This is a genomic window from Clostridium sp. NSJ-145 (assembly GCF_021044725.1).
GTDB lineage: Bacteria > Bacillota > Clostridia > Clostridiales > Clostridiaceae > Clostridium > Clostridium disporicum_B.
Window position 1 is genome coordinate 1 of the sequence record NZ_JAJNOS010000026.1, and the last position, 25,429, is coordinate 25,429.

The 25,429-nt window shown below is 31.1% G+C and carries 18 protein-coding genes and 22 tRNA genes; 4 read left to right on the top strand and 36 right to left on the bottom strand.

Features of this window, described 5'->3' with window-relative positions; genetic code table 11:
* Positions 1–246: 246 nt before the first annotated feature.
* From LQE93_RS15865 to LQE93_RS15875, 3 genes are all read right to left on the bottom strand, one after another.
* A complete protein-coding gene (locus LQE93_RS15865; RefSeq protein ID WP_055268374.1) occupies positions 247–1,122 on the bottom strand; it encodes a carbohydrate ABC transporter permease in 876 nt (291 codons plus the stop codon).
* Positions 1,123–1,136: 14 nt separating this feature from the next.
* On the bottom strand, positions 1,137–2,039 hold the full coding sequence (locus LQE93_RS15870) for a carbohydrate ABC transporter permease (protein WP_055268376.1): 903 nt from the start codon (positions 2,037–2,039) through the stop codon (positions 1,137–1,139).
* A gap of 104 nt (positions 2,040–2,143) precedes the next feature.
* On the bottom strand, positions 2,144–3,442 hold the full coding sequence (locus LQE93_RS15875; protein WP_055268379.1) for an ABC transporter substrate-binding protein: 1,299 nt from the start codon (positions 3,440–3,442) through the stop codon (positions 2,144–2,146).
* 325 nt (positions 3,443–3,767) lie between these two features.
* Between LQE93_RS15875 and LQE93_RS15880 the strand changes: the two genes are divergently transcribed.
* A tRNA-Arg gene (locus LQE93_RS15880) sits at positions 3,768–3,844 on the top strand.
* Between the two features lie 248 nt (positions 3,845–4,092).
* Here LQE93_RS15880 and LQE93_RS15885 read toward each other — a convergent pair.
* The 4 genes from LQE93_RS15885 to gnpA form a co-directional block, all read right to left on the bottom strand.
* On the bottom strand, positions 4,093–5,505 hold the full coding sequence (locus LQE93_RS15885; protein ID WP_231074463.1) for a phosphoglucomutase/phosphomannomutase family protein: 1,413 nt from the start codon (positions 5,503–5,505) through the stop codon (positions 4,093–4,095).
* 24 nt (positions 5,506–5,529) lie between these two features.
* A complete protein-coding gene (locus LQE93_RS15890; protein WP_055268383.1) occupies positions 5,530–6,642 on the bottom strand; it encodes a phosphotransferase enzyme family protein in 1,113 nt (370 codons plus the stop codon).
* Positions 6,632–7,558, bottom strand: a complete 927-nt coding sequence (locus tag LQE93_RS15895; RefSeq protein WP_231074465.1) for a nucleotidyltransferase family protein — start codon at positions 7,556–7,558, stop codon at positions 6,632–6,634. Before LQE93_RS15895 ends, LQE93_RS15890 begins: the two co-directional genes overlap by 11 nt.
* 64 nt (positions 7,559–7,622) lie before the next feature.
* A complete protein-coding gene (gnpA, locus tag LQE93_RS15900) occupies positions 7,623–9,782 on the bottom strand; it encodes a 1,3-beta-galactosyl-N-acetylhexosamine phosphorylase (protein WP_055268387.1) in 2,160 nt (719 codons plus the stop codon).
* 303 nt (positions 9,783–10,085) lie between these two features.
* On the opposite strand from gnpA, the gene LQE93_RS15905 reads away from it, so the two are divergent.
* A complete protein-coding gene (locus LQE93_RS15905) occupies positions 10,086–10,973 on the top strand; it encodes an AraC family transcriptional regulator (RefSeq protein ID WP_055268389.1) in 888 nt (295 codons plus the stop codon).
* Positions 10,974–11,175: 202 nt separating this feature from the next.
* Here the strand turns inward: LQE93_RS15905 and LQE93_RS15910 are convergent.
* The 24 genes from LQE93_RS15910 to rph form a co-directional block, all read right to left on the bottom strand.
* A tRNA-Gly gene (locus tag LQE93_RS15910) sits at positions 11,176–11,249 on the bottom strand.
* Between the two features lie 5 nt (positions 11,250–11,254).
* Positions 11,255–11,329: transfer RNA gene (locus LQE93_RS15915), tRNA-Gly, on the bottom strand.
* A gap of 3 nt (positions 11,330–11,332) precedes the next feature.
* Positions 11,333–11,416 (bottom strand) — tRNA-Leu (locus LQE93_RS15920).
* A gap of 3 nt (positions 11,417–11,419) precedes the next feature.
* A tRNA-Lys gene (locus LQE93_RS15925) sits at positions 11,420–11,495 on the bottom strand.
* Between the two features lie 5 nt (positions 11,496–11,500).
* Positions 11,501–11,575, bottom strand: a tRNA-Gln gene (locus tag LQE93_RS15930).
* Between the two features lie 5 nt (positions 11,576–11,580).
* Positions 11,581–11,656: transfer RNA gene (locus LQE93_RS15935), tRNA-His, on the bottom strand.
* Between the two features lie 5 nt (positions 11,657–11,661).
* Positions 11,662–11,735 (bottom strand) — tRNA-Gly (locus tag LQE93_RS15940).
* Positions 11,736–11,742: 7 nt separating this feature from the next.
* Positions 11,743–11,819: transfer RNA gene (locus LQE93_RS15945), tRNA-Arg, on the bottom strand.
* Positions 11,820–11,822: 3 nt separating this feature from the next.
* Positions 11,823–11,896 (bottom strand) — tRNA-Gly (locus tag LQE93_RS15950).
* 5 nt (positions 11,897–11,901) lie between these two features.
* Positions 11,902–11,976: transfer RNA gene (locus tag LQE93_RS15955), tRNA-Gly, on the bottom strand.
* Between the two features lie 3 nt (positions 11,977–11,979).
* Positions 11,980–12,063: transfer RNA gene (locus LQE93_RS15960), tRNA-Leu, on the bottom strand.
* A 3-nt stretch (positions 12,064–12,066) separates the two neighbouring features.
* A tRNA-Lys gene (locus tag LQE93_RS15965) sits at positions 12,067–12,142 on the bottom strand.
* 5 nt (positions 12,143–12,147) lie between these two features.
* A tRNA-Gln gene (locus LQE93_RS15970) sits at positions 12,148–12,222 on the bottom strand.
* Positions 12,223–12,227: 5 nt separating this feature from the next.
* Positions 12,228–12,303: transfer RNA gene (locus LQE93_RS15975), tRNA-His, on the bottom strand.
* Between the two features lie 5 nt (positions 12,304–12,308).
* Positions 12,309–12,382: transfer RNA gene (locus LQE93_RS15980), tRNA-Gly, on the bottom strand.
* A gap of 7 nt (positions 12,383–12,389) precedes the next feature.
* Positions 12,390–12,466 (bottom strand) — tRNA-Arg (locus LQE93_RS15985).
* Between the two features lie 3 nt (positions 12,467–12,469).
* Positions 12,470–12,543 (bottom strand) — tRNA-Gly (locus LQE93_RS15990).
* Positions 12,544–12,589: 46 nt separating this feature from the next.
* Positions 12,590–12,665: transfer RNA gene (locus LQE93_RS15995), tRNA-Pro, on the bottom strand.
* A gap of 5 nt (positions 12,666–12,670) precedes the next feature.
* Positions 12,671–12,747: transfer RNA gene (locus LQE93_RS16000), tRNA-Arg, on the bottom strand.
* A gap of 75 nt (positions 12,748–12,822) precedes the next feature.
* Positions 12,823–12,896 (bottom strand) — tRNA-Gly (locus tag LQE93_RS16005).
* Between the two features lie 102 nt (positions 12,897–12,998).
* Positions 12,999–13,074: transfer RNA gene (locus LQE93_RS16010), tRNA-Pro, on the bottom strand.
* 86 nt (positions 13,075–13,160) lie between these two features.
* Positions 13,161–13,646 carry a metallophosphoesterase gene (locus LQE93_RS16015; protein ID WP_231074467.1) on the bottom strand — a complete coding sequence of 162 codons (486 nt, stop codon included), beginning with the start codon at positions 13,644–13,646 and terminating at the stop codon, positions 13,161–13,163.
* A 280-nt stretch (positions 13,647–13,926) separates the two neighbouring features.
* Complete coding sequence (locus LQE93_RS16020; protein WP_186839542.1) at positions 13,927–14,529, bottom strand: XTP/dITP diphosphatase; 603 nt, start codon at positions 14,527–14,529, stop codon at positions 13,927–13,929.
* The gene (gene rph, locus LQE93_RS16025; RefSeq protein WP_055266524.1) at positions 14,529–15,278 is read right to left on the bottom strand and encodes a ribonuclease PH; all 750 of its coding nucleotides are present in this window, start codon (positions 15,276–15,278) and stop codon (positions 14,529–14,531) included. The genes LQE93_RS16020 and rph overlap by 1 nt, the downstream gene beginning before the upstream one ends.
* 194 nt (positions 15,279–15,472) lie before the next feature.
* On the opposite strand from rph, the gene LQE93_RS16030 reads away from it, so the two are divergent.
* Positions 15,473–17,086: a hypothetical protein gene (locus LQE93_RS16030; RefSeq protein ID WP_231074469.1), complete on the top strand. Its 1,614-nt coding sequence runs from the start codon at positions 15,473–15,475 to the stop codon at positions 17,084–17,086.
* Between the two features lie 35 nt (positions 17,087–17,121).
* On the opposite strand, the gene LQE93_RS16035 is transcribed toward LQE93_RS16030, so the two are convergent.
* Positions 17,122–18,612, bottom strand: coding sequence for an ABC transporter substrate-binding protein (locus tag LQE93_RS16035; RefSeq protein WP_231074470.1), 1,491 nt, complete (start codon positions 18,610–18,612; stop codon positions 17,122–17,124).
* A 151-nt stretch (positions 18,613–18,763) separates the two neighbouring features.
* Between LQE93_RS16035 and LQE93_RS16040 the strand changes: the two genes are divergently transcribed.
* Positions 18,764–19,054, top strand: coding sequence for a hypothetical protein (locus LQE93_RS16040; RefSeq protein WP_055266530.1), 291 nt, complete (start codon positions 18,764–18,766; stop codon positions 19,052–19,054).
* A 165-nt stretch (positions 19,055–19,219) separates the two neighbouring features.
* Here LQE93_RS16040 and ligA read toward each other — a convergent pair whose 3' ends face one another.
* From ligA to LQE93_RS16060, 4 genes are all read right to left on the bottom strand, one after another.
* On the bottom strand, positions 19,220–21,205 hold the full coding sequence (ligA, locus tag LQE93_RS16045) for an NAD-dependent DNA ligase LigA (RefSeq protein ID WP_231074471.1): 1,986 nt from the start codon (positions 21,203–21,205) through the stop codon (positions 19,220–19,222).
* 32 nt (positions 21,206–21,237) lie between these two features.
* Complete coding sequence (pcrA, locus tag LQE93_RS16050; protein ID WP_055266534.1) at positions 21,238–23,508, bottom strand: DNA helicase PcrA; 2,271 nt, start codon at positions 23,506–23,508, stop codon at positions 21,238–21,240.
* Between the two features lie 313 nt (positions 23,509–23,821).
* Positions 23,822–24,538 (bottom strand): pseudouridine synthase, encoded by a 717-nt coding sequence (locus LQE93_RS16055; RefSeq protein WP_231074473.1) that lies wholly within the window; start codon positions 24,536–24,538, stop codon positions 23,822–23,824.
* Positions 24,539–24,649: 111 nt separating this feature from the next.
* Positions 24,650–25,123 carry an FMN-binding protein gene (locus LQE93_RS16060; RefSeq protein ID WP_231074474.1) on the bottom strand — a complete coding sequence of 158 codons (474 nt, stop codon included), beginning with the start codon at positions 25,121–25,123 and terminating at the stop codon, positions 24,650–24,652.
* Between the last annotated feature and the right edge of the window lie 306 nt (positions 25,124–25,429).

A 25,429-nucleotide genomic window follows, 5' to 3' on the forward strand; every position in this document is an offset into this window, starting at 1 on the left:
AATGCAAATCCTATTTGTTGCATAGGAATCACATTTTTTGTGAAGTTTTTCATATTATTACTATGCGCAAAAAAGGAAGTTCAAATTCGAACTTCCTTTTCTTTATCGGCAAATATCAATTTTTTTTTGATACAGCCCCTTTATTTATCTTATTTAATCAAAACTTTGTAATGTTAATACTACTTTCTTACTTTTTTCTAATACTAATTCTTTTCTTTTATTATCGTACCAAACTACAACCTTTTGTTAGCCTTTTACTCCTCCACCAGTAACTCCAGCGATAATCTTTTCTGATAAGAAGATATAAATTAAGAATGTAGGTAGGAATACTATAATAACTGCTGCAAAAAGACTTCCGTAATCTCCTACTGCTCTAAGTGCTGCTACCATTGAGAATAATCCAACTCCAACAGACTTCATACTATCTGAATTTGCAAAAATAAGAGCTAAGAAGTACTCATTCCAAACTGCTAAAAAGTTAAAAATTGTTACAGTAACTACTCCAGGTTGAGCTAAAGGAAGCATAATAACCCAGAAGGTTTTCATTGGACTACATCCATCAATAGCTGCAGCCTCTTCATAGCTCTTACTTAAGCTACCAAAAAAGTTTAATAAAAATGTAGTAGTAAACGGTACATTTAAGCAAATATATAAAATTATCAATAACCACCTATTTCCTGTTAAATGAGCTTTAGTTGCAATACTAAATAAAGGTAGTATTATCATAATTACTGGTATACTCATCCCAATTACAAAACTTGTTTTAATTGTCTTATTGCCTAAGAAAGTATAACGAGATAATACATATGCTGCTGGAGCTGATATTAGTAATATCCCTACACATGAAATTGTTGCATAAAATAATGAGTTAGCAAAAAATACACTTACATTTTGAGTTTTCCATGCAGTTACGTAATTTTCCCAATGAAATCCTGATGCAAATTTTAGAACATCACCTTTAAATATCTCACGAGAAGTAGATAAACTTGCTGCAAAAATCCATCCAATAACTATAACTGTAAATGCTACCCATGCAAAAAGTATTAAATATGCTGGTGCAAGTTTTAATTCCTTTTTCCAATTAATAGGTTCTTTTATTTTCTTTTCTTTTACTTTAGCCATAATTTATCCACCTCCTACATTTCTATCTTTTCTTCTTTTATTAATAAATTCATTACTGCAAATATAATAACAACTATAATTGCTAAAGTAACTCCTACAGCTGCTCCTAATCCTGCATCACGGTTGCTATATCCAGTTCCTCCAAATACAGTTTCGTACATATACACCATCGGTGTTATTGTAGAACCTTCTGCACCTAATGGTGAGAACATCTTTGACCATACGAAAAACATAACAGTATTAATACTCCAGAATGTTAAATTAGTCTTAAACACCCCTTTTAATAAAGGTAGTGTAATACTTGTGAATTGTCTTAGCTTACTTGCTCCATCTATTGTAGCAGCTTCATAATACTCTTCCGGAATTCTTTCTATACCACTTAAAAAAATAAGCATATAATATCCTACAGCCCCAAAGCAGAATGCTATGAGCATTGCCCAGAATTTCATATCACTGGCTAGCCAATTTAACCTAGCTAACTTTTCATTTCCCATTGCTTTAAAAAACCAATTTATGATACCGTATTTTTGTTGGAAAACAAATTGTAACCACATAGTTGCTAATGCTACCGCACTAATAACATTAGGCAAATATATAGCCGCACGCCAAAAACTTTTAAATCTAACTCCACTTGTTAATATTACTGCGAATAATAAAGATATTGTTAATACTATTGCTCCTCCAACTACCCATATCTTAAAAATATTCATCATTGATACTTTAAATGAACTAGAAGTTAATAGCTTCAAATAATTTCCAAGTCCTACAGATATCCATTGCTCTTTTGGTGCTGTTACACTACTTACAGAGTAAAAACTTATAAAAACTGTTCTTATAACTGGATATAAAAACATAATGCAGAAAGTAAGGATTGCTGGTGTAATAAATGCAACAATCATAGTCTTATTTTTTTTCATAGTATGCCTCCTATTCAAACTGTGAATATAAAAAGGGCTATTGCAAAGCCAACAATTATAAGATTCTGCAATATCCCTTTATTTAATCAAATTTGATTTTTTTATTATTTTGTTGCGCTTTCCATAGCATCTACAAATTCTTGTGCAGTTAACTTACCTTCGAAAAGTTGTAAGCAATTTGTTTTAATTGTTTCTTTAACATCTGGATTTGCATTTAATCCTGCATTCCAGTCATATGTTTCAGTAAGTGCTAAGAATGATTCTCTAACACCAACTAAATCTTCTGGCCATTCTTCATTTCTAGAGTCAGCTGGAATACCACCACATTCTAAAGCCATTTTTTGATCGTATTCACCAGTTGTTATTTTCATTATTAAATCAAATGCAGCTTGAGCATTTTCACTATTCTTGTTGATTGCAAAACCTTGAGCTCCAACATTAGCTATAGTGTTAGGATCTTTACCACCATCAACTGAAGGATAGTTAAACATACCCCACTCTAAATCACATCCAGTATTATTTGTAATTTCTGCTGGTACCCATGAAGCATTAACTAACATAGCAGCTTCTTCATAACCAACTTCATTTTCTCCTTCTGGATAAGCACCTGGTGCATATTCAGAGAAATAACCTTTTTCTATTAAATCAACTATATCTTGTGCAGCTTTTAAAACGTTTTCGTTTTCAGCCCAATCACCGTTTATAGCTATATTTTCAACTTCAGCTTGTCCAGCATAACGTGCTAAATGATATCCAAACGCATAGTCTACATAAGCATCATCTTGAGCTAATGGAGCAACCCCTAAATCTTTTAACTTTTGGCAAACTTCTAAGAATTCAGCCCAAGTTTGAGGTTCTTTTTCTATACCAGCTTCTTCAAACATAGCTTTATTATAGAATATTCCTGAAGTATATGGTTGATAAGGAATAGTTACTAAACTTCCAGCCCATCTTCTAACACTTGCTGGTAATGCTTTAATTGCAAAATCATCATAGTTAACTGCTTTAGCCATATCTTCTAAATTTAATACTTTATCAGCATATTCTAAAGCTATCTTTTGATAATCCCAATCAAAGAAATCTATCTTTTCTCCAGCTTCAAGTGCTGATTGTAGAACTGTTCCTAAATCTCTACCCTTCCATTCTACATTTACTTTTATTCCTGTTTCTGCTGTATAAGCATCTATAGCTTCTTTGATTACTTTTGCTTGTGGCTCTGTGTTATTCCACATTGACCAATAAGTTAATTCCCCTGAATCAGCTGATACTGTTGTATCATTTCCTGTTGAAGCATCTGCGTTTGTAGATCCTGTATCTCCGCTATTATCTTTAGACCCACATGCTGTTAAAGAAAATGCCATACACCCTGCTAACAAAATTGACATAAGTTTTTTCATTTTCATAATATTCATCCTCCCCTTTTTTATACCATTAAATACTTAACTATATGTTATAATAATAATATAGCCTTTTTAGGCCTATGAAAACAATCTCTATATTGGCATTTCCTTTATATATATTGCTATCATAATTAACTTTATTATATATCATGTTAACCTTTTCATCAAATGTTAAGAACTCGACTAATTGTAACATAACTATTATGCTTTTTTGTTAATTTTATAATGTTATTAAATTTAATTTTTATAAAAATTTATATATCTTTAACTTGTTATAAACTTAATATAGAATTATTTTTTAATTAAGTTTATAATAATAAAGTAATATGCACCTATAGCTCAGCTGGATAGAGTGCTGGACTTCGAATCCAGGCGTCGGGGGTTCAAGTCCCTCTAGGTGCACCAAACAAATAAAGAACGAGCTAAGGATCGCAAGTGAAAAGTCGACTTTATCGAAGTGAAAGGCTACTACGTAGCGGTAAAAAGCTAACTACGTTAAGGTGAAAATACTACTATAAGTAGCAAAGAAAAGTATTTTATCTCATTAGAAATCTTTTCCCTATTGCCATAGGCAATATTTTCTCCTCAGCTTTAGCTGACTTTTCCCCTTTAACGAAGTCAAAGTTTTCACCAAAGTGCTTCGCACTTTATTTCTATAGTGACAATGTATTCTTAACTATATCACTTACTTCCTGTGCTTTTTCTAGTGTATCCATTTCGCAGAATACTCTTAATACTGGTTCCGTTCCTGAAAAACGTATTATCACCCATCCACCATTTTTAAAATATACCTTATATCCATCAAGGTATGATACTTTTTCTATTTCATAAGGAAATTCTATTGGCTTCTTATCTATCATTATTTGTTTTATAAGCTCTTCTTTTCTATTATGAGTCATTGCATAATCACTTTCAGTCATAAATAGTTCACCATATTCTTTGCATATATCTTCATATATTTGTGATAATGACTTTCCTGTTACTGCAATCATCTCTATAAGTAATGATGCAGCATAAACTCCATCTTTACCTTGAATATGCCCTTTTACAGTTAATCCACCACTTGATTCTCCACCTATAATAGCATCACTTTCTATCATCTTAGCTGATATATGTTTAAATCCCACAGGCACTTCGTAGCATTTTTGTCCAAAACTCTCAGCAACTTTATCTAATAAATGTGTTGTAGCTATATTTCTAACTACAGGCCCATTCCATCCCTTATACTTTACAAGATAGTAATATAAAAGAACTAATATATCATTTGGGTGAAGGAATCTTCCGTTATTATCTATAACTCCTAATCTATCCGCATCTCCATCTGTTGCAATCCCAATATCATAATGTCTATCAAGTACATGTTGTTGTAACGCTCTTAATGTATCAACATTAGGACTTGGTAATTTTCCTCCAAATAGAGTATCATGCCTTTCATTTATAACATCTAATTCGCATCTTGCCGTAGATAATATAGTTCTTAAAGATGTTTGACTTACACCATACATAGGGTCTAAAACTACTCTTAAGTTAGCTTTCTTAATACTATCCAAATCAATTTGTGAAAGTATACTATCAATATAATCGTTAAAAGGATTATAAGGTACTATTAATTCACTCTTAACAGCATCATCATAATCAATCCACCTCAGTGGTTCATTTTCTAATTTTTCTATATAGTTTTCAACATTTTTAGTCACAACTTCGTCTGCATCTTTTCCACCTTTTGTGAATAACTTTACCCCATTATAAATCGCAGGGTTATGACTCGCAGTTACTGCCATACCATAATCTAAACCTTGTTTCTTAACTTCAAACATCATTAAAGGTGTTGGCATTGACCTATTTATCATCATCACCTTTATCCCTTCATAAGCTAAAACTTCAGAAATCCATATCATAGATTCTTTTGAAAGAAAACGTCTGTCATACCCTATCACTACAGTTTTCTTTTCTACATTTTCATCCTTCATCATTCTAGCAACTGCTCTAGCTAATTGTTGAATATTATTTTTAGTAAATTCATCACCAATTATTGCTCTAAATCCTCCGGTCCCAAACTTTATCATATTTAGTACCCCCTTTTATATTTATTAGCTATATTTTTTTACTATATTATTTACTTCTTCCCATTTATCCTCTAAATCCTTTACAAGTTTTAATTGAGTTCTAGTTCTTACTAAATTGTGATCATCACAGCTTGTCTTATAATATAAATCTCCGTCTAAGTAATCAGTTAAAAATCTCATACCTTGTTCTAAAGTAATTATCTTAGCTCCCATTGGTAACATTTCAATTTCTTTTTGTGTAAGTCCATTATCTACACCTTCTATAAATCCCTTAGTAAATGCTTCAAATAACCCTAAATCAACAAATACTTTACTTAAATCTTCTTCATCTTCTCTTGCAAATGTTGCTCCACTTCTTATTGCATCTCCAAAATCATATAAAGATAATCCCGGCATTATTGTATCTAAATCTATAACACAAATACCTTCTTTAGTATCTTTATCTAATAATACATTACTTATCTTAGTGTCATTATGAGTAACTCTTAAAGGCAATTCCCCTCTCTCAAGCATATCTACTAATGATGAAGCCTGTTCTTGCCTTTCTAATATAAAGTTTATTTCATCAACTACCTTATCTTTTCTTCCTGATTTATTTTCTTTTATTGCATTAATAAAAGTTTTTAAACGTTCTTTTGTATTATGGAAATTAGGAATAGATTCATAAAGTAATTCTGCATTATAATCAGCTAACATATTTTGAAAATTACCAAAAGCTTTCCCAGCCTTATAAAAATCATCTTCACAACTTATTGTTTCATATGTTATTGTATCTGGTATGAATTTTATAGCTCTCCAATAGTTTCCTTCTGAGTCTTGTGTAAAGCTTCTTCCATCTTTAGCATTTACCACTGTTATTGTCTCTCTCTCAATATCTCCATTATTTTTAGCTACTATATCTTTTAAATAATCACAAACCCTACAATAGTTATCCATTAGCTTTTCAACTTCTTTAAATATATAGTGATTAATTCTTTGAAGTATATACTTTCTTTCTTCTCCACCTTCTAATTTTGTTCTTACTAAAAAAGTAGCATTTATAAGTCCTCCTCCGAATGGAACTACCTCTACTATATCTCCTTCAATATTTATTAAATCCAAAGCTTGTTTTGTTAACTCTAAAAAATTACTTTCCATTTCTTTTTATACCCTCCCATAAGTTTTTCTCATATTTACCCTCATTTATCATCTTTTCAATAGCTTCTTTAACTAATACTCTATCTTCTTGATATGTTACACCGTACCATTTGTCTTTAGAATTCATAACCTTAACTTTGCCTTTTCCACTATTAATTAAATTGCTAACAATTAACGGTATATAATACTCAGCTTTTATTGGATTATCCTTCAAGTCATTTTGTAAGAAATATTTAAATCCTTTCTCAGTAAGTTCAAATATTGAATTCATAAATCCCCACATATTCATTGAAACAATTGAGTTATAATTTATCTCAATCCACTCTTGTTCATTCTCTGTATAATAAGCAGCTTCTCCTTTTTTAATAATCCTAGTTCTCTCTACAACTTCCTTCAATTCACCATTTTCTACAGTACATATTCCTCTTGCTACATGCCCATTTTCAGATAAAGTATTTTTCAATTCATATCCAACCATCGCATGATGATTTTCTTCAGTATTATTATTTAAATATTCATACATTAATTTAAAGGACTCTTGCCCATAATAATCATCTGCATTTATAACTAAAAATGGAGATTTAATAACATCTTTTGCACATAAAATTGCATGACCGGTTCCCCATGGCTTTATTCTTCCTTCTGGTATTTCAAATCCTTCAGGTATGTTATTCATATCTTGTATTACATATTCTATTTCTGCAAATTTAGATAACTTATTTCCTATAAGCTCTTTAAATTCTTCTACAATTTCTTTTCTCAAAATAAACACTATCTTCTCAAAACCTGCTTTTATAGCATCATAAGAAGATAATTCTAATATAATTTCTCCATTTGGACCTATTTTATCTAATTGTTTTAATCCACCATATCTGCTACCTAATCCAGCTGCCATTACAAGTAATACTGGTTTCATATGTCCACCCCTCTATATTTTAATTTAACCTCTGGATAATATATCCAGAGGTTTATTCCAACAATTATATCATATTAATCCATTTTATTTCACATGGAGCTAATGTCATCTCAACCGAACTTCCGTTTCCATCATAAACTAAAGTAGTTTGCTCTTCATTTGAATTATTAACAACTGCATATTTTTTTGTTTCTAAGTAAGCTGATACTTCACAATTTAAATTATCTGCATACCATTTTTTCATATCATCTTCTTTTCCTGCTGCATAGAAACAACTTCTCATAAGAATACGTGTATTTTGAATTGAGTATGGCAATCCTGCTATATAAACAGCTCTACCTTTTCCATATCTATTAGCAGACATTAAAAGATCTCCATTTTCATAGCATATAATTTCTGTATCATTACTCTTAGAGTAAACATTCTTTTGACTTTCTCCAAAATCAAATGGCTCAACTACATCTTCAGTTATAAAGTGTTTCTCTACAGGAGTCTTGAAGTATTTATCTGTGCTTAATGAGAATCCTAATTCTTTATCAACACCTAATGCTTCTGCAAGTTGGAAGAAGTGTCCTCCCTCTAATACTGCTGAAGGTTCACCAATACCAACAAATCCTCCTCCATTATAAATCCATCCTCTTAAAGCAGTTACAATTTCTTTATCTAACCACTTTTCTCCACCACTGAATGATGTACCTGCATCACCAGCATTTATAATCACATCTATATCACTTGGAACACCATTTGCTTTTATATCATCAAAGCTTATAAACTCTACATCTAAGCTCATTCCACTTAGTGATTCTATAATTCCAAGATAAGTATATATTTGCTTATACCATAATGCATGTGCAACCATATGAGTTTGCCAACTTCTTAATTTACCAAAACAATTTAACACTCCAACTTTTAATCCACAGTATGGTTTAGAATTATCTATATTATCATATATTTCTCTAAACTCATCACATACAGATTCGATGTACTCAACAAATTTAGGGAATTTATAAGCTAAAGATAAATATCCACCATATCCAATTCTATCTACTGGTTTTCTCATAATAGCCCTACGTGCAGTTATCCAATTATCTCTAGCCTCTATAGTTGGATCATTTCCTTCATAGAATGTATCAGGGAAGAAGTATGGTAAGAATCTTCCTTCAGTATACTTAACTCCAGGAATATCTGAAATCATTCTTAAAGTAGCTCCCCCACCAACAGAACCAACTACTCCATCTAGTCCTATACTTTCAAAGTACTTTCCATATGGCTCAGTTCCAATCCAGTTATCTCCTAAGAACATCATAGCTTCTCTTCCAGCTTCATGAACTACATCAACTAACTTCTTAACATTTTCAGCTACGAATTGTTGTTGGAAATCTATATAATCTAAAAATGCCTTAGAAGGAACTCTAAATGGAGAATTATAATAACCTTGGTCTATAATATCTTCTGGTCTTAATCTATATCCTTTTACTTTTTCAAATTCATCTAAAGCTTCTGGACTAACACTTGAACTATATCCAAACCAATCAACAAATTTTTCTTTAGCTAAGTCATTAAATACTAAAGTAAAATGATAGAAGAAAGTTGTAAATCTTACTACATTCGATTCTGGATGTTCATCTAACCAATTATGCATAGCTTCTATTATGTGTTTATTAGTCTTTGGCTTTCTTGCATCAAATGGCATTTCATGAGGCTTGTCTCCCCAATTGTTAGTTATATGATTATACATTTGTGTTGGATCCCAAATGCAATAAGCTAAGAAGGACACTGTATATTCATGCCATTTACTAACATTGTTTATTTCTACTTCGCCAGTTTCTTCACTATATGTCCAATTTTCTGTAGGTACTACTTCGTTGGTAGTTCTATCAATAACTTCCCACCAAGTTTTTATATCATGATAAGTATCTGGTTCTACTTGCTCTGCAAAATAACCATCCATTATTTTTATAGTTAACTTGTCTTCTACAGCAACATGATGCTTTGTCATTAAATATGTTTGTTGTAATTCTTCTCTATTAGCTTCAGCCCACTCATTATCTCCACGAGCAACAAAATATGTTGAATATATTCTCTCAGCTAACCCCTTTATTTCTCTTGGTAACTTAAATCCATCACAATCTCTTATTCCATCAGCACCCCATTTTTCTGCAATTTCTAAAGTTTCCTTTATAAAATTATCATCTGTTGGAATCGTAACTCTCCCTTTGTTCATTTCGCACCTCTCCCGTCCTTTTATACATAAATTATTATTTTTTCTTAAATCAACTTAAAATAAAATATATAAAATCACTAATAAATACTTTATTATTTCCTTATTTATAATAATCACTATGATTTCTATATTTATTACTTCTAGTTTAATTTTTAGTAATTGTTTTCACAACAATATTATTGCTGATTTATTTAACTATATTGTTATAATGGACAACATATTTTAATAGTTTTTTCTATATTTTTCATTTTATTATATTTTTTGTGATATAATTATAATATATTGCGTATAAGAGGTATTTTTATGGGAAACACAAGATATTTATTAACCAAAAACAATGTATATGACTTAGACTTTGAACTTATATATATAAGCAAATCAAAATTTGAAAACGATTGGCATAGTACCCTTCACATGCACCCTTTTACCGAAATATTTTTTATAACTAGTGGACAAGGTACTTTCCAAATAGGAGATGAAATAGTTTCTGTTAAAGAATCTGATTTAATTCTTATTAATCCGAACTGTTCACATACTGAACGATCTGTTAGCTCATCTAATCCATTAGAATATATAGTATTTGCAATCAATAATCTTGCTATCGGCATATCACCTTCTACTCTAAATGAAGATAATAGTAAAGATGCTTTAAATACATATAAAGTACTGAATTTTAATAAGAAAAAAAGTGAAATTTTATATAATTTAAATACGCTTATAAATGAATTAGAAGAAAAAAACCTTAATTATGAATTGGCTTGTAAAAGTATATTAACTTTATTTCTTATACAAGTTATGAGAAATACTAGTTCAGATATATTTATTACTGAGAATTTTGAAAAAGTAAATATAGAATGTATGAAGATAAAAAACTATATAGACTCTCATTACTCTGAGAATATAACTTTAGACTTTTTATCTAACTTAACTTATGTTAATAAGTTTCATCTTGTTCATCTATTTACTAAAGAAATGGGTATTTCACCTATAAACTATCTTATAAATAAAAGAATAGATGAATCAAAAAACTTATTAATTACTACTAATTATTCTATTCGCGATATTTCATCAATAGTTGGATTTTCAAATTCATCATATTTTAGTCAAATGTTTAAAAAGATAGCTGGTATATCTCCTAAGGATTTTCGTTTAAATAATTCTAAAAAGCAAACTGAAAATAAATTAGCCTAATAATAAATTTTATCTTTTTACTATATAAAAAAGGGAAACTATCTGATAAAAATTCAGATAGTTTCCCTTTTATTAATATAATTATATTAATTTAATTATATTAAATTATTTTCATTACAAATTTACTATTATTTATTTAAACTTTGATTAAACAATATTTAAATATAATAAAAAAAGCAACCATTAACATGATTGCTTTACTTGGAGCGGGTAGTGGGAATCGAACCCACCTTTCCAGCTTGGAAGGCTGGAGTATTACCGATATACGATACCCGCATATTTGGAGCGAAAGACGGGACTCGAACCCGCAACATCCACCTTGGCAAGGTGGCGCTCTACCATTGAGCCACTTTCGCATATGGTGCAGATGAAGGGAGTCGAACCCCCACGCCAAAGGCGCTAGATCCTAAGTCTAGTGCGTCTGCCAATTTCGCCACATCTGCATTTGGTGGCTTACCGGGGAATCGAACCCCGGACACCTTGATTAAAAGTCAAGTGCTCTACCGACTGAGCTAGTAAACCGTAAGTGGCAGGGATAGCAGGATTTGAACCTACGAATACCGCAGTCAAAGTGCGGTGCCTTACCGCTTGGCGATATCCCTGCGTATGGGGTGAACGATGGGACTCGAACCCACGACAACCAGTGCCACAAACTGGCGCTCTACCAACTGAACTACGTTCACCATAATGGAGCGGGTAGTGGGAATCGAACCCACCTTTCCAGCTTGGAAGGCTGGAGTATTACCGATATACGATACCCGCAAATAAATGGTGCGTGTTAAGAGATTCGAACTCCTGGCCCACGCCTTAGAAGGGCGTTGCTCTATCCAGCTGAGCTAAACACGCATATGGAGCGGGTAGTGGGAATCGAACCCACCTTTCCAGCTTGGAAGGCTGGAGTATTACCGATATACGATACCCGCATATTTGGAGCGAAAGACGGGACTCGAACCCGCAACATCCACCTTGGCAAGGTGGCGCTCTACCATTGAGCCACTTTCGCATATGGTGCAGATGAAGGGAGTCGAACCCCCACGCCAAAGGCGCTAGATCCTAAGTCTAGTGCGTCTGCCAATTTCGCCACATCTGCATTTGGTGGCTTACCGGGGAATCGAACCCCGGACACCTTGATTAAAAGTCAAGTGCTCTACCGACTGAGCTAGTAAACCGTAAGTGGCAGGGATAGCAGGATTTGAACCTACGAATACCGCAGTCAAAGTGCGGTGCCTTACCGCTTGGCGATATCCCTGCGTATGGGGTGAACGATGGGACTCGAACCCACGACAACCAGTGCCACAAACTGGCGCTCTACCAACTGAACTACGTTCACCATAATGGAGCGGGTAGTGGGAATCGAACCCACCTTTCCAGCTTGGAAGGCTGGAGTATTACCGATATACGATACCCGCAAATAATTGGTGCGTGTTAAGAGATTCGAACTCCTGGCCCACGCCTTAGAAGGGCGTTGCTCTATCCAGCTGAGCTAAACACGCATATGGAGCGGGTAGTGGGAATCGAACCCACCTTTCCAGCTTGGAAGGCTGGAGTATTACCGATATACGATACCCGCATATTTGCATTTACTTAATTATTATTAAGTTTTGTTTTTTGAAAACTGGTCGGGGTGACAGGGATTGAACCTGCGACCTCATGGTCCCAAACCACGCGCGCTCCCATCTGCGCCACACCCCGAAGTATGGTGCGTGTTAAGAGATTCGAACTCCTGGCCCACGCCTTAGAAGGGCGTTGCTCTATCCAGCTGAGCTAAACACGCATACTTTTTTTCAGAGAACGTTTATTATTTTAAAACATTCATTTTATTTTGTCAAGCTTTTTTTCAAAGCTTTTTTGGAGCGGGTAGTGGGAATCGAACCCACCTTTCCAGCTTGGAAGGCTGGAGTATTACCGATATACGATACCCGCATACTTAACTTCTTCTGATTAATTTCTTAACCAGAACCGAGTTACATATTAACTCAAAACTCTAATTTAGTCAACAACTTTTTTTAAGTTTTAAAACTAAATTGGTCGGGGTGACAGGGATTGAACCTGCGACCTCATGGTCCCAAACCACGCGCGCTCCCATCTGCGCCACACCCCGAAGAGCTTTATCATCTCGCGACGACAAGGATTATTCTACAATATGATTTTTAAAACGTCAATACCTTTTTTTCATTTTTTTTATTTTTATCTGTTTTTTATTTCTTTAGTATATATTTGTGCTATTTTTCCCTCTTTAATTTCAATATACCCTAATGATCGCTTTGCCATACATGCTCCATGAGAAATACTCCCTGGATTCATTAAACATATATTATTATGCTTCTCTACTATCGGTATATGTGAATGACCAAATAGAACTATATCAACTCCTAATGATAATCCTCTATAATATATATTATCGTATCCAAATTTAACATTATAGGCATGACCATGACACATAAATATCTTTATCCCATCTAATTCTATTATTCTTTCATTAGGACTTTTACCTAAGAAATCACAATTACCACTTACTGAATACACTTCACCTTTAAACCCTTCAGTGATTTTAGCTATATCACTTTCTCCATCTCCTAAAAATAATAAAACATCTGCATTCTTTATATAATTCTTAACTTCATTTATAGCTCTATCATTATTATGAGAATCACTAATAACAGCAATTAACATATAAACACCCCTTAAAATTTATAGTTATATAGTTACAATTGAAATAAAGTGTGAGGCACTTTGGTGAAAAGTTTGACTTCGTCAAAGAGGAAAAGTCAGCTAAAGCTGAGGAGAAAATATTGCCTATGGCAATAAGGAAAAGATCTCTAATTAGATAAAATGCTTTTCTCTGCTACTTATAGTAGCATTTTCCCCTTAACGTAGTTAACTTTTCACCACTACGTAGTAGCCTTTCACTTCGACAAAGTCGACTTTTCACTTGCGAGCCTTAGCTCGCACTTTATTTTAAATATTCTTCTATCTTTTTAAGTGCATTTGCTCTATGAGAAATCTTATTTTTTTCACTTGCTTCTAATTCAGCAAATGTCATGTTTGCAGGTTCATAGTAGAATAATGGATCATATCCAAATCCACCTTCTCCATTTAGTTCTTCCTTTATTAGCCCTTCAACAGTTCCTCTAACAATATTACTATTTCCATTAGTATCTATTAACGCTATAGCACAGACGAATCTACCTCTTCTATCTTCGCCTTTAACATTCTTTAGCTCTTCTAATAACTTTTTATTATTAGCAGCATCATTTCCATGTTCTCCTGCATATCTTGCTGAGTAAACTCCTGGTGCACCATTTAAGCAGTCTACCTCTAATCCAGAATCGTCAGATAAAACAGCAAAATTCTTATCTCCTCTTTTGATTAAAAAGTCATATATTTCTCTTGCTTTCTTTTCTGCATTTGCTTCAAATGTTAATCCATCTTCTTCTACTTCTATATCTATATTTTCATCTGCTAAAGACTTTACATCCCACCCTAGATTTTCTACTATAGCTTTTAGCTCTTTTATTTTCTTCTTATTATTACTAGCTATAATTAATTTCTTCATTACTTTGATTCTCCTGTTCCTATCCATAAAGCATCCATTTTTAAAGTTTCCTTTTGAATTTGAATTATTTGCTTTATTCCCTTTTCTCCTAAATCTAAAAGTTCATTTAAATCTTTTCTTGAAAATGGAGCTTCTTCACCAGTTCCTTGAATTTCTACAAACTCTCCACTTCCAGTTCCAACTATATTCATATCAACTTGTGCACTTGAATCCTCTTCATAGCATAAATCAATCATCTTTTCTCCATTTACTATTCCTACGCTAGTTGCACAAACAAACTCTCTTATTGGATATACTTTAAAAGGTTTAATTCTATGAAGCTTATTTATTGCATCTACTAAAGCAACAAAAGCTCCTGTGATAGAAGTAGTTCTTGTTCCTCCATCTGCTTGAATAACATCACAATCTATCCAAATAGTCTTTTCTCCTAAAGCCTTTAAATCAACTACTGATCTTAATGCTCTTCCTATTAACCTTTGTATCTCCATAGTTCTTCCATCTTGCTTTAATCTTGCAATATCTCTTACTTTTCTAGTGGCAGTAGATCTTGGTAACATATTATATTCAGCTGTTATCCACCCTTCTCCTGTACCTTTTAAAAAAGGAGGTACTTTATCTTCAATTGATGCAGTGCATATAACTTTTGTATCTCCTACTTCTATTAATACTGATCCTTCAGCATGCTTTATATAGTTTCTAGTTATTTTAGTGTGTCTAACGTTATTGTTCTTACGATTATCACTTCTCATAATATCTCCTCCAATTTTAATATATATATACTGTTAATGTAAAATTTAACTGTAATTTTTTATATTATCCTAATTTATATAGCCTCATTATACCTCTTATACGTCCTAAAATTATTGCTTTTTCAAAAAAAGTGAACTATTTTAAAAGTTATCTCATATTATTAATATAAGGATTATTATAAGAGGTGAAAATTTTGAAATATATTGGTCCATTTTTTAGAATGAATAGTTTACGCCAAGAAGAAATAAACTCACAACTATTCTATTTATCTAAAGAAGCTGTAAAAACTATTGTTTTAGAATCGAAATGTGGTTTAGTTTCATCAATAAAAAACTTTAAAAATTTAAGTCCCTCATTTGATATTAACACAATGAATAATTTTTCTCCACTATTATGTGTGTATAGAAAGGCATCTCCAAACTTTATCCACAGTAAAAATTCTAACGGCTTCGATGAGGATACTTTTAAAAAAGAAATAAATCCTTCAACAAATGCACTTATGACATTATGCTTACTTGAATTACTAGATTATTATCATAGCTTTGAAAACATAGAGAGAAGTACTTATTCTATATATGAAATATATAATTCTCTCACAAAAGAACAATTACAATTCTATTCTGAAAATCTTAGAAACTCTGAAGGAGTATTTACAGACAAAAAGAATATGTTTGAAAATAACTCTAAAAACTTTAACTTAGTTGATAAAGATAAAAAATTTAAATTCTCTGATCAAGCATTTATGATGTTAGCTTACTATCTATATTCTTATAAAAATAAGAATGATGCTTCATCTAAAGATTACGAAACATTTTCTTTAGAGATTCTTCAAATGTTTTTAGATTATAAAGAAAACATATATGAATGTTCTCTAGATGAACTTTGTAAAATATTATTAGCATTCAACATATTATATAGCTATTGTCCTCTAGAAAATCTTCAAACATTGATAGCTGATATTTCTGATTATACTATGAATAAATTTGATGATAAGGACTACTATATAAACTCTTTAGATACTGCTGCATTATGCTCTATAGTTTTAGCTCTCTCATATAAACATACCAATATAATAGCTTTTAAAGATAAATCTAAAGCTATTATTAATAAACTATACTCTTTGTATGATGAAGAAAACGAATGTTTCTATAAACTATCATCAAAGAAAGAAATTAAATATTCATCATATGATATAATCTTCTATTTATTAGCTTTTATATTAGAAGATAACTCTAGAGGTGAATATAAAAATTTAATTTCTTCTATATATAAAAAATATATAACAAACTCTGGATTAGTAACAAGTTGGCCAGAAGCTCCTACATTAGATGACTATGAGCGTTATAGGGGATTATCACTAGTATCAAAAGATATGCTAGATGAAAGCTTTTTTAGAATGCCTAATGTGCCAACCCCTAGTAGCTCTGGTATGGCACCAGTGTTTAATAAATATATCACCTATAATAAAAGAAAAAATTCTTTTTCAGTAAATAAGAATTCATTTGATAGTAGTAGAAATTTTTTAATCTTCTATCTATTTATACATCTATTTAAAGATGATTTTATAAACAACCTAGCTCTTGATAGAGTTAACCTAGACAACGAAGCCGAATCAATTCCAGAAATATTAAAGGATTCTACTTCTAACTCTTCAGATGTTGAGATTAACTATATAGATAGTGTTGCTCCAACACAAAGTAATGAGTCTAACTCTTCTGTTGAATCAACACCTTTAAATATAACTAGTAGTATTCCATCTGAAGAAAATGAAGCTATTTCAGAAAATCTAGAAATAACTGACCAATAATAAAATTAGTAATAAAAAAATAAGACCAACTGGTCTTATTTTTTTATTATCTCGAATTTTAAATTTCCATTTCCATCTAAACTTATATTTTCTATGCTTGTATTAACTGCGATATTATCATTATAAAAAATCAAAGGTAATACTGAATAGTTTTCAAATAAATTATCTTCTATTTGTGTCAATATTTCTTTTTCCTCTTCTACAGTATTAGAAATGCTAACCTTTTCTGCTAACTCTTCTGAAATGTATGGTGATATAACTTTATAAAACTCACTTTTATCACTATAATCAGCATTTAAATTTAAAATTGCCATATCATAATAAGAAATATCACTTGTAATTTCTTCTCTTAATAAAGATCCTACTAATGTTATATCTGTATTTTCAGCAAACCAATTAGATATATAGTCTACCATTTCTTTATTTAACAAACTTTCTTCACAAGCTAGATATATTACTTCTGGTATTTCAGCTTCTTCACCTAAGCTACTCATTACTTTTCTATCTTGAAGTTTAGATAAATCCTGTTCTTCATCTCTAAAGTAACTTCCGTCTGCCAGTTTAATCAATGATTTATTATCTGATTCATAATCCTCTAAAGCTTTAGTTATTAGTCTATATATCTCTTTTCTATCATCAATTGATAAAATATTATTTTTATTAAAAGCTAAATATACAGATTTACTTGAAGGAATACTTACTAACTTACCCTCCTTAGAAAGTCTGCTCAATTGACTTTTAGGTGGATTTAGAACTATATCCCTTTGCCCTATTTCAAATGCAGCTAAAGCTAAATCTTCGCTATCATCATTAACCATATGAATTGTTTTTGCTAAACTCGAATCTGCTGTATTATTTCTTTTTAGTGTTATTTCATTTAATGAGTTTATATCTGCTATAGAGTAATTACCGCTATACGGAATAGTTGTGTAATTGTTTCCTATTTCTTCCCAAAGTATTACGCTTTTTCTTAATCTATATTGTGCTTTAGTTAATTCGTTTAAGAAATTTGAATCTTGAGAGTTAAGCCTAAGTATTAAATTAGTATCTGTTGCAGTAATACCAACACCATTACTAAATGATTTATTTCCATTCCTATAATCTATAACTCCAAAGACATTTAATAGTGGTTCTATATCCTCTTCTGCTTCTAAAGTAATAACTTCTCTAAAAAATTCAGCTATATCCGAAGGAGTTATTTTAGTACCATCACTCCAATAAACATCATCTCTTATCTTAAAATCATATTCAATTCCATTATCTCTTATATCTACACTATCTGCTAACGCAGGAACTAATTCTCCACTTGTATCTAATTCTACTAGTCCTTTACTAACAGCACATATAATATCCTGTTCTCTTTTACTTAATGAGCCAACAGTTACCAAATTACTTGGTATATTATTAATAGAGTAAACTATATCTGCTTCACTTCTAACTTGCTTAGTTGGACTTTTATCTATAAATCCTAGTAAAAATACTATAGATACTACAAATAATCCTAATACTACAAAAATTTTCTTCAAATTTACTCTCCTTTCAATATCTATATACATATAATTATATCCAATATTATTCAATATAATCAATTTATGTAATTTATATACTATTTAGGAATTTTTATTGTTAATAAAGGGTATATTTATATGATATAATGATTTTAGGAGGTGTGATAATATGTCTGTAGCTTTACAAATAATTCAAATGATATTTTATATCGTAGGAATTTTATTTATGTTATCATTTATGTTTATCGGCATATGGTCATTTATTATTTTCCTAAAGATGTACAAAAATCAAAGAATTAATAACTATCTATTAGATAAAATAAATAAAAGTATATCCTCACTAAACTTAAGTAATGATGAGAGTGTATTAGATTCATTAGATTTTGATTTTGATGATTCTTTTTTGGATAATAATAATTTAGACTCAACAAACAATGTTATTAAGATGGATAACGCTTAATATAATTGCAAATGGATAATGGCAAATGGCAAGTTAAGGAACAAATTCAGAAGCCTGAATTTGAAGAATTTAAGATAGAACTCAATTCCATAATTCTATCTTAAAAAAACTAGGTGCTAGTTTCATCCTCAATTTGCCATTTGCCATTTTAAATTTTTCATTATTTTATATCATAGCTTCAAAATCATCTTCACTTAGTACTTTTATTCCAAGTTCATTTGCTTTAGTAAGCTTTGACCCTGCTTCTTCTCCAGCTATTACGTAATCTGTTTTCTTACTAACACTACCAGACACTTTAGCTCCTAAGCTTTCTAGTTTTTCTTTTATTTCTCCCCTAGAGTATTTAGTTAGAGTTCCTGTAACAACTACAGTTTTTCCACTAAATGCACTTTCTTTAACTTCTTTTTCTTCATACCATGGATTCACACCTAAATTAAATAGTTCATCTATAGTATTAATTACTTTTTCTTCTTTAAAGAATTCTAATACACATCTAGCTACTATATCACCAACATCGTTAACTCCAACTAGCTGTTCAAAAGTAGCTTCCTTTAATCCATCTAAAGATTTAAATGTGTTTACTAAGTCTTTTGCAGTTTTAACTCCAACATTAGGAATTCCTAACGCATATATAAATCTATACAACTCCGGATTTTTACTTCTTTCAACAGCATCTAAAAGGTTTTGTGCCTTTTTAGGTCCAAACTTTTCTAAAGTTATTAAATCATCTTTATTCAATTTATATAAATCTGCTATAGATCTTATTTCAAGCTTTTCAAATAATTGTTCAGCAGTTTTCTCTGAAAATCCTTCTATATTCATAGCTTCTCTTGATGCAAAATGAACTATACTCTTAACCATTTGTGGCTTACAAGATAAAGTATTTTCACAGAAATAATGTGCTCCATCTAATACTAAGTGACTACCACAGGAAGGGCACGTTTCTGGTACATTAATATCTATTGCACCTTCTAAAGTAGATTCAACAACTCCCATTATTTCTGGAATAACATCGTTACTTCTTCTTACAAATACATCAGCGCCTATTTTAACACCTTTTCTTCTTATATCATCCATGTTATTAAGAGTAGCTCTTTTTACAGTTACTCCTGCTAATTCAACAGGCTCTAATATAGCTGTAGGACCAACTCTTCCACTTCTTCCAACATTCCACTCAACATCTAAAAGCTTAGTTGTTGCCTCTTGTGCTTCAAACTTATAAGCTATTGCCCATTTAGGGAATTTTACAGTATACCCTAAAAGTTCTCTAGTTCTCATATCATCAATAGCTATTACTACTCCATCTATATCATAATTAAGGTCAAATCTTATTTCTTCAATATACTTTATTTCATTTTGAAGTTCTTCTAACGTTGTACACGCTTTAATATAATCATCCATTGGGAATCCTTTTTCTTTTATAAAAGCAAGCATTTCCTCATATGTCTTAAAGCCTTCCCCTTCTTTATATCCTACATCATAGAAAAATGCTGATAAATTTCTTCTAGCAGTCTCTTTTACATTTAAATTTCTTAATGCTCCGGCTGCACCATTTCTAAGGTTTTTTAGAGGAACTTCAGAAGTTTTATTATATTTATCAAAAGCTTCTTGAGTCATTATAGCTTCACCGTGAATTTCAAATACTGAGTTACTATCTATTTTTAAAGGAATAGATTTTATAGTTTTAACTTGAGCAGTTACATTTTCCCCTGTTTCACCAGTACCTCTAGTAGCCGCTACATCTAATATTCCCTCTTCATTATAGGTAAGATTAATAGTTAATCCATCAAATTTCTTTGTAACTATATATTTTAAAGGAGGTAGAGTTTCACCTCTAGAATTCATTTCTTGAACAAACTTTACATTTCTATTATGCCAATCAATTATTTCATCAAAGCTTTGAGCTTTATCTAAACTCCAAAGTCTTGCTTTATGAGTATATTTGCTAAAGCCTTCTAAAACAACATCTCCAACTCTTTGAGTAGGTGAATATGGAAGTACATATCCTAATTCTTCTTCTAAAGCTTTTAATTCATCATATAAAATATCGTACTCTTTATCTGTTACACTTGGCTTATCTAAAGAATAATACTCATAAGCATATCTATTTAACTTCTCTACTAATTCTTCTATACGTAACTTCTTATCCATATATCCTCCTATTAAGTTTACTAATTCAGTTACTATAAAACTTCTAAGTTTGCCGGTGGAACCATAAGCATTTTAACCCCTTGGTTATTAAATGCTATCGTTAACTTTTTCTTTCCATCAATATCTGAAACTGATACTATAGTTCCAACCCCAAATTTCTCATGCTTAACTTTTCTTCCTAAAGTTAACTCTGATGTACTTGATGAAGCCGAAACTGAATTTGGTACAGTTGCTGCTGTTTTAGATGCAAATCTATTATTTTGGAATGGTACATAACTTCCCTTTAAACTATGAGGATTATTGTTATATCCTGTTCCATACCCAGGTCTTGAAGTAGTATTTGTTTCTCCTTTAACTTCTCCACTAGCGCTTACATATTCTCTTAAGTCTGATTTTATTTCAGAAATGAAGTCAGATTGAGGATATGCCACCGTTCTACCAAATACTCTTCTTACTTCAGCTGAAGTCATATATAAACTTTCTTTAGCTCTTGTTATTCCAACATAACAAAGTCTTCTTGACTCTTCCATTTCTGATTCTGAATCAAATGATGATGGTCCTGGGAATATACCATTCTCCATTCCTACCATAAATACTACAGGGAACTCTAATCCCTTTGCACTATGAACAGTCATAAGTACAACTGTTCCACCATCAGCATCTACATCCTCTAGCTTATCTGTATCTTGGACAAGAGATACCTTCTCTAAATATGCTGATAAAGATTTATCTTCACTTGTTCTCTCAAAATCAACAGCATCAGATACAAGTTCCTTTAAGTTTTCAATTCTACTCTTATCTTCAATTTCTTTTGAATTTTCAAGTTCCTTCATATAACCAGTATCTTTAAGAATAGTTTCTATTAATGTAGAAACAGGTATAGTTTCACTTAATACCATTAAGTTATCCATCATATCCATGAACTTTTCTATTCCACCACAGTTTCTAGCTGTTAAAGTAGGAATAGTTCTTACTTGACTTAATGCATCATAAAGCCCTATATCATAATCATTAGCAAAATCAGTTATCTTTTGAATAGTTGCATCTCCTATTCCCCTCTTAGGAACATTTATAATTCTTTTTAAAGAAACACTATCTTCTGGATTAACTAATGCTTTAAGATAAGCTAACATATCTTTAATTTCTTTTCTATCATAGAACTTAGTTCCACCGATAATTTTATAAGGGATAGCTGCTCTTCTTAAACTTTCTTCAAAAATACGTGATTGTGCATTAGTTCTATAAAGTATTGCAAATTCATCATATCTTCTACCTTCATCATCACTAATCTTTTTAATTTGATTTGCAACGAAAGCTCCTTCATCTCCATCTGAATAAGCTCTATAAATCTTTATCTTTCCACCAGCTTCTTGTTCAGTTCTTAATGCTTTACTTTTTCTATTCGCATTATTAACTATAACAACATTAGCTGCATCTAATATATTACCTTTTGATCTATAGTTTTGTTCAAGTTTAATAACTTTAGCATCAGGATAATCTTTTTCAAATCCTAAGATATTTTTTATATCTGCACCTCTCCATTGGTAGATACATTGGTCATCATCTCCTACAACGCAGATATTTCTATGTTTTTCAGCAAGTAATCTTACAAATTCATACTGAACACCATTTGTATCCTGATATTCATCTACCATTATATATTCGAATTTTCTTTGGTAGAATTCTAATGTTTCAGGATCCTTCTTAAAAAGCTCTACAGTTTTCATTATAAGATCATCAAAATCTAAAGCATTATTTTCCTTTAATCTCTTTTGGTACATCCTATAAACTTCTGCTATCTTCTTTTCTCTATAATTAGATTCATGTTCTCTATAGTAGCTATCTGGGCTTTGCATATTATCCTTAGCTCTACCTATCTTACCCATTATTTCTTGCTCTGTAATTTCTTTATCATTTATTTGAAGTGATTTTATACATTCTTTTAGAAGCACCTTTTGATCTGATGTATCATATATAGTAAAATTCTTCTTATATCCTATTTTTTCTATTTCTCTTCTTAAAATTCTTACACAAGTCGAGTGAAATGTAGAAATCCACATATCATCAGCTCTATCACCTATGATAGATTTAACTCTTTCTTGCATCTCTTTAGCAGCCTTATTAGTAAATGTTATAGCTAATATTTTATATGGCTGAATTCTTAAATCTTCTATCATATGTGCCATTCTATATGTTAAAACTCTAGTTTTACCTGATCCAGCTCCTGCTAGTATAAGCACAGGTCCATTGATAGTTATAGCACCTTCATACTGCTCTTTATTTAATAACGCTTTTAAATCCACGAAACATCCTCCCTTCAATACACTTAACTTAACATATTATAACATAACTAATATATATTATTACCAAAACTGTGTAAAATAAAAAAACTGCAGTTTTTTAAAGTTTTTTAGACAACAAAAAAACGCAACCCTTGGGGCCAGGTTGCGCTTTAGCAATAAGCAATAAATAAAAAGGGGGCTATTTAATTCCTTTTATTTATCCTTGCAATAATATTATATTAAAACAAGTTAAGAAATGCAAGGAATTTAAATAAAATTCTTGACAACACCCTATAATTATGAATATTATATAAGTAATTGCGTTTTTTATTCGTTAAAAGCTTTTTAAAATTGCAATTTCCTCTTCAGTAAGTTCTCTATATTCGCCTTCTTCTAGTTCTTCATCTAATTTTAATGTACCAAATTCTATTCTTTTTAAATAAACTACTTTTTTCCCTACAGCTTCAAACATTCTTTTAACTTGATGGAATTTTCCTTCCTGTATCGTTACAAGCACTTCTGAGCCTTCTTCTGATGCACTTTGTATTTCAAGTTTCGCTTCTTTACATACATAACCATCATCTAAAGTGATTCCTTTTTGGAATGCCTTAATATCAGCTTCAGTTACTTCTTTATCAATTTTCGCAAAGTAAACTTTATCAACTTTCCATTTTGGAGATATTAATCTATGATTCAATTCACCATCATTAGTTAGTAATAATAAACCAACTGTATCCTTGTCTAATCTTCCTACAGGGAATGGTTCAAATACTTGATGCTCTACCTCTAATAAATCTACAACTGTTTCATCTCTATTATCATATGTAGCTGAAACAACACCATCCGGTTTATTCATCATTAAATATATAAATTCTCTATAATAAATTTCCTCTCCATTTATAACTATCTTATCTTTTTCTGGATCAACTTGCATTGCACTATCTTTTACAACTATTCCATTTACTTCTACTATTCCATTCCTAACTATTTTCTTTAGTTCTTTTCTTGTTCCATAACCTAAATTAGCTAATATCTTATCTAGTCTTTCCATCTAAAGACCTCCTAATGTTTTATCATGTTTAACATATATTTTATTATTATAGTACTTAAATTGCAATAAAAAAACCTATCAACAAATGTTGATAGGTAATTATCCATTTTACTATTCTGCTTTAGGTAAAGCGTAAACACCTCTGTTTAAAGCATCATTTATAGCAGATATAATTTTTCCAGATCTTACTGTAGCTGCAGTAAATCCGTCTATATCTTTTGTTATATTTTCTGGAGTGTAAAGTTCATCTACAACTGTAGTGATATCTTTTCCAACGATGTGGTTTAATACGTCTTCATATTGCCCCTTTAATGCAACTATTGTAGCATCTTCTGATTTCAAATAATCTTCATCCTTGTACTTCATAGTTCTAAACTTTGCTGCCTCAACTTTGTTATCCTTTAAAGATATTTCTACGACAACTGATGCATCGTAAAATGCGCCTCTGTATGTACCATCCTTATAAGTTATAGTTTGTGTTTGAGTTGCTTCTCCAGCTGTTGAACCGTTGTCGCTTCCTCCAGTACAAGAAACTAATCCTACTGTAAGAGCAGCAACAGCTATTAATAAAGCTATTTTCTTCATATTTTGTCTTCCCCCTGAAAATATATAAATTATTAGTAATATTTTGTTATGTAATTACCAATACTTTTGAATTATATAATAAAATTGTATTATTAACAATAAAATACCAATAAATAAACCACCTTTAACTTGCTTTTAATATGTTTTTAACATGCTTTTAACATTGAAAATTTTAAATAAAAATGGGGCTGTCTCTGAAATGATTTTTAAAATCATTTCAGTAGACGGTCTTTTTATTTTTTATTCATATATTTATATGAAATTATTTCTAAATGAACAAGTTTTTTGACACGACAAATAGGAGGT

Bases quoted from the DNA above. Each gene is read 5' to 3' on its own strand.
- LQE93_RS15865 (WP_055268374.1), bottom strand. From the start codon at position 1,122: ATGGCTAAAGTAAAAGAAAAGAAAATAAAAGAACCTATTAATTGGAAA.
- LQE93_RS15870 (WP_055268376.1), bottom strand. From the start codon at position 2,039: ATGAAAAAAAATAAGACTATGATTGTTGCATTTATTACACCAGCAATC.
- LQE93_RS15875 (WP_055268379.1), bottom strand. From the start codon at position 3,442: ATGAAAATGAAAAAACTTATGTCAATTTTGTTAGCAGGGTGTATGGCA.
- LQE93_RS15885 (WP_231074463.1), bottom strand. From the start codon at position 5,505: ATGATAAAGTTTGGGACCGGAGGATTTAGAGCAATAATTGGTGATGAA.
- LQE93_RS15890 (WP_055268383.1), bottom strand. From the start codon at position 6,642: ATGGAAAGTAATTTTTTAGAGTTAACAAAACAAGCTTTGGATTTAATA.
- LQE93_RS15895 (WP_231074465.1), bottom strand. From the start codon at position 7,558: ATGAAACCAGTATTACTTGTAATGGCAGCTGGATTAGGTAGCAGATAT.
- gnpA (WP_055268387.1), bottom strand. From the start codon at position 9,782: ATGAACAAAGGGAGAGTTACGATTCCAACAGATGATAATTTTATAAAG.
- LQE93_RS15905 (WP_055268389.1), top strand. From the start codon at position 10,086: ATGGGAAACACAAGATATTTATTAACCAAAAACAATGTATATGACTTA.
- LQE93_RS16015 (WP_231074467.1), bottom strand. From the start codon at position 13,646: ATGTTAATTGCTGTTATTAGTGATTCTCATAATAATGATAGAGCTATA.
- LQE93_RS16020 (WP_186839542.1), bottom strand. From the start codon at position 14,529: ATGAAGAAATTAATTATAGCTAGTAATAATAAGAAGAAAATAAAAGAG.
- rph (WP_055266524.1), bottom strand. From the start codon at position 15,278: ATGAGAAGTGATAATCGTAAGAACAATAACGTTAGACACACTAAAATA.
- LQE93_RS16040 (WP_055266530.1), top strand. From the start codon at position 18,764: ATGTCTGTAGCTTTACAAATAATTCAAATGATATTTTATATCGTAGGA.
- ligA (WP_231074471.1), bottom strand. From the start codon at position 21,205: ATGGATAAGAAGTTACGTATAGAAGAATTAGTAGAGAAGTTAAATAGA.
- LQE93_RS16055 (WP_231074473.1), bottom strand. From the start codon at position 24,538: ATGGAAAGACTAGATAAGATATTAGCTAATTTAGGTTATGGAACAAGA.
- LQE93_RS16060 (WP_231074474.1), bottom strand. From the start codon at position 25,123: ATGAAGAAAATAGCTTTATTAATAGCTGTTGCTGCTCTTACAGTAGGA.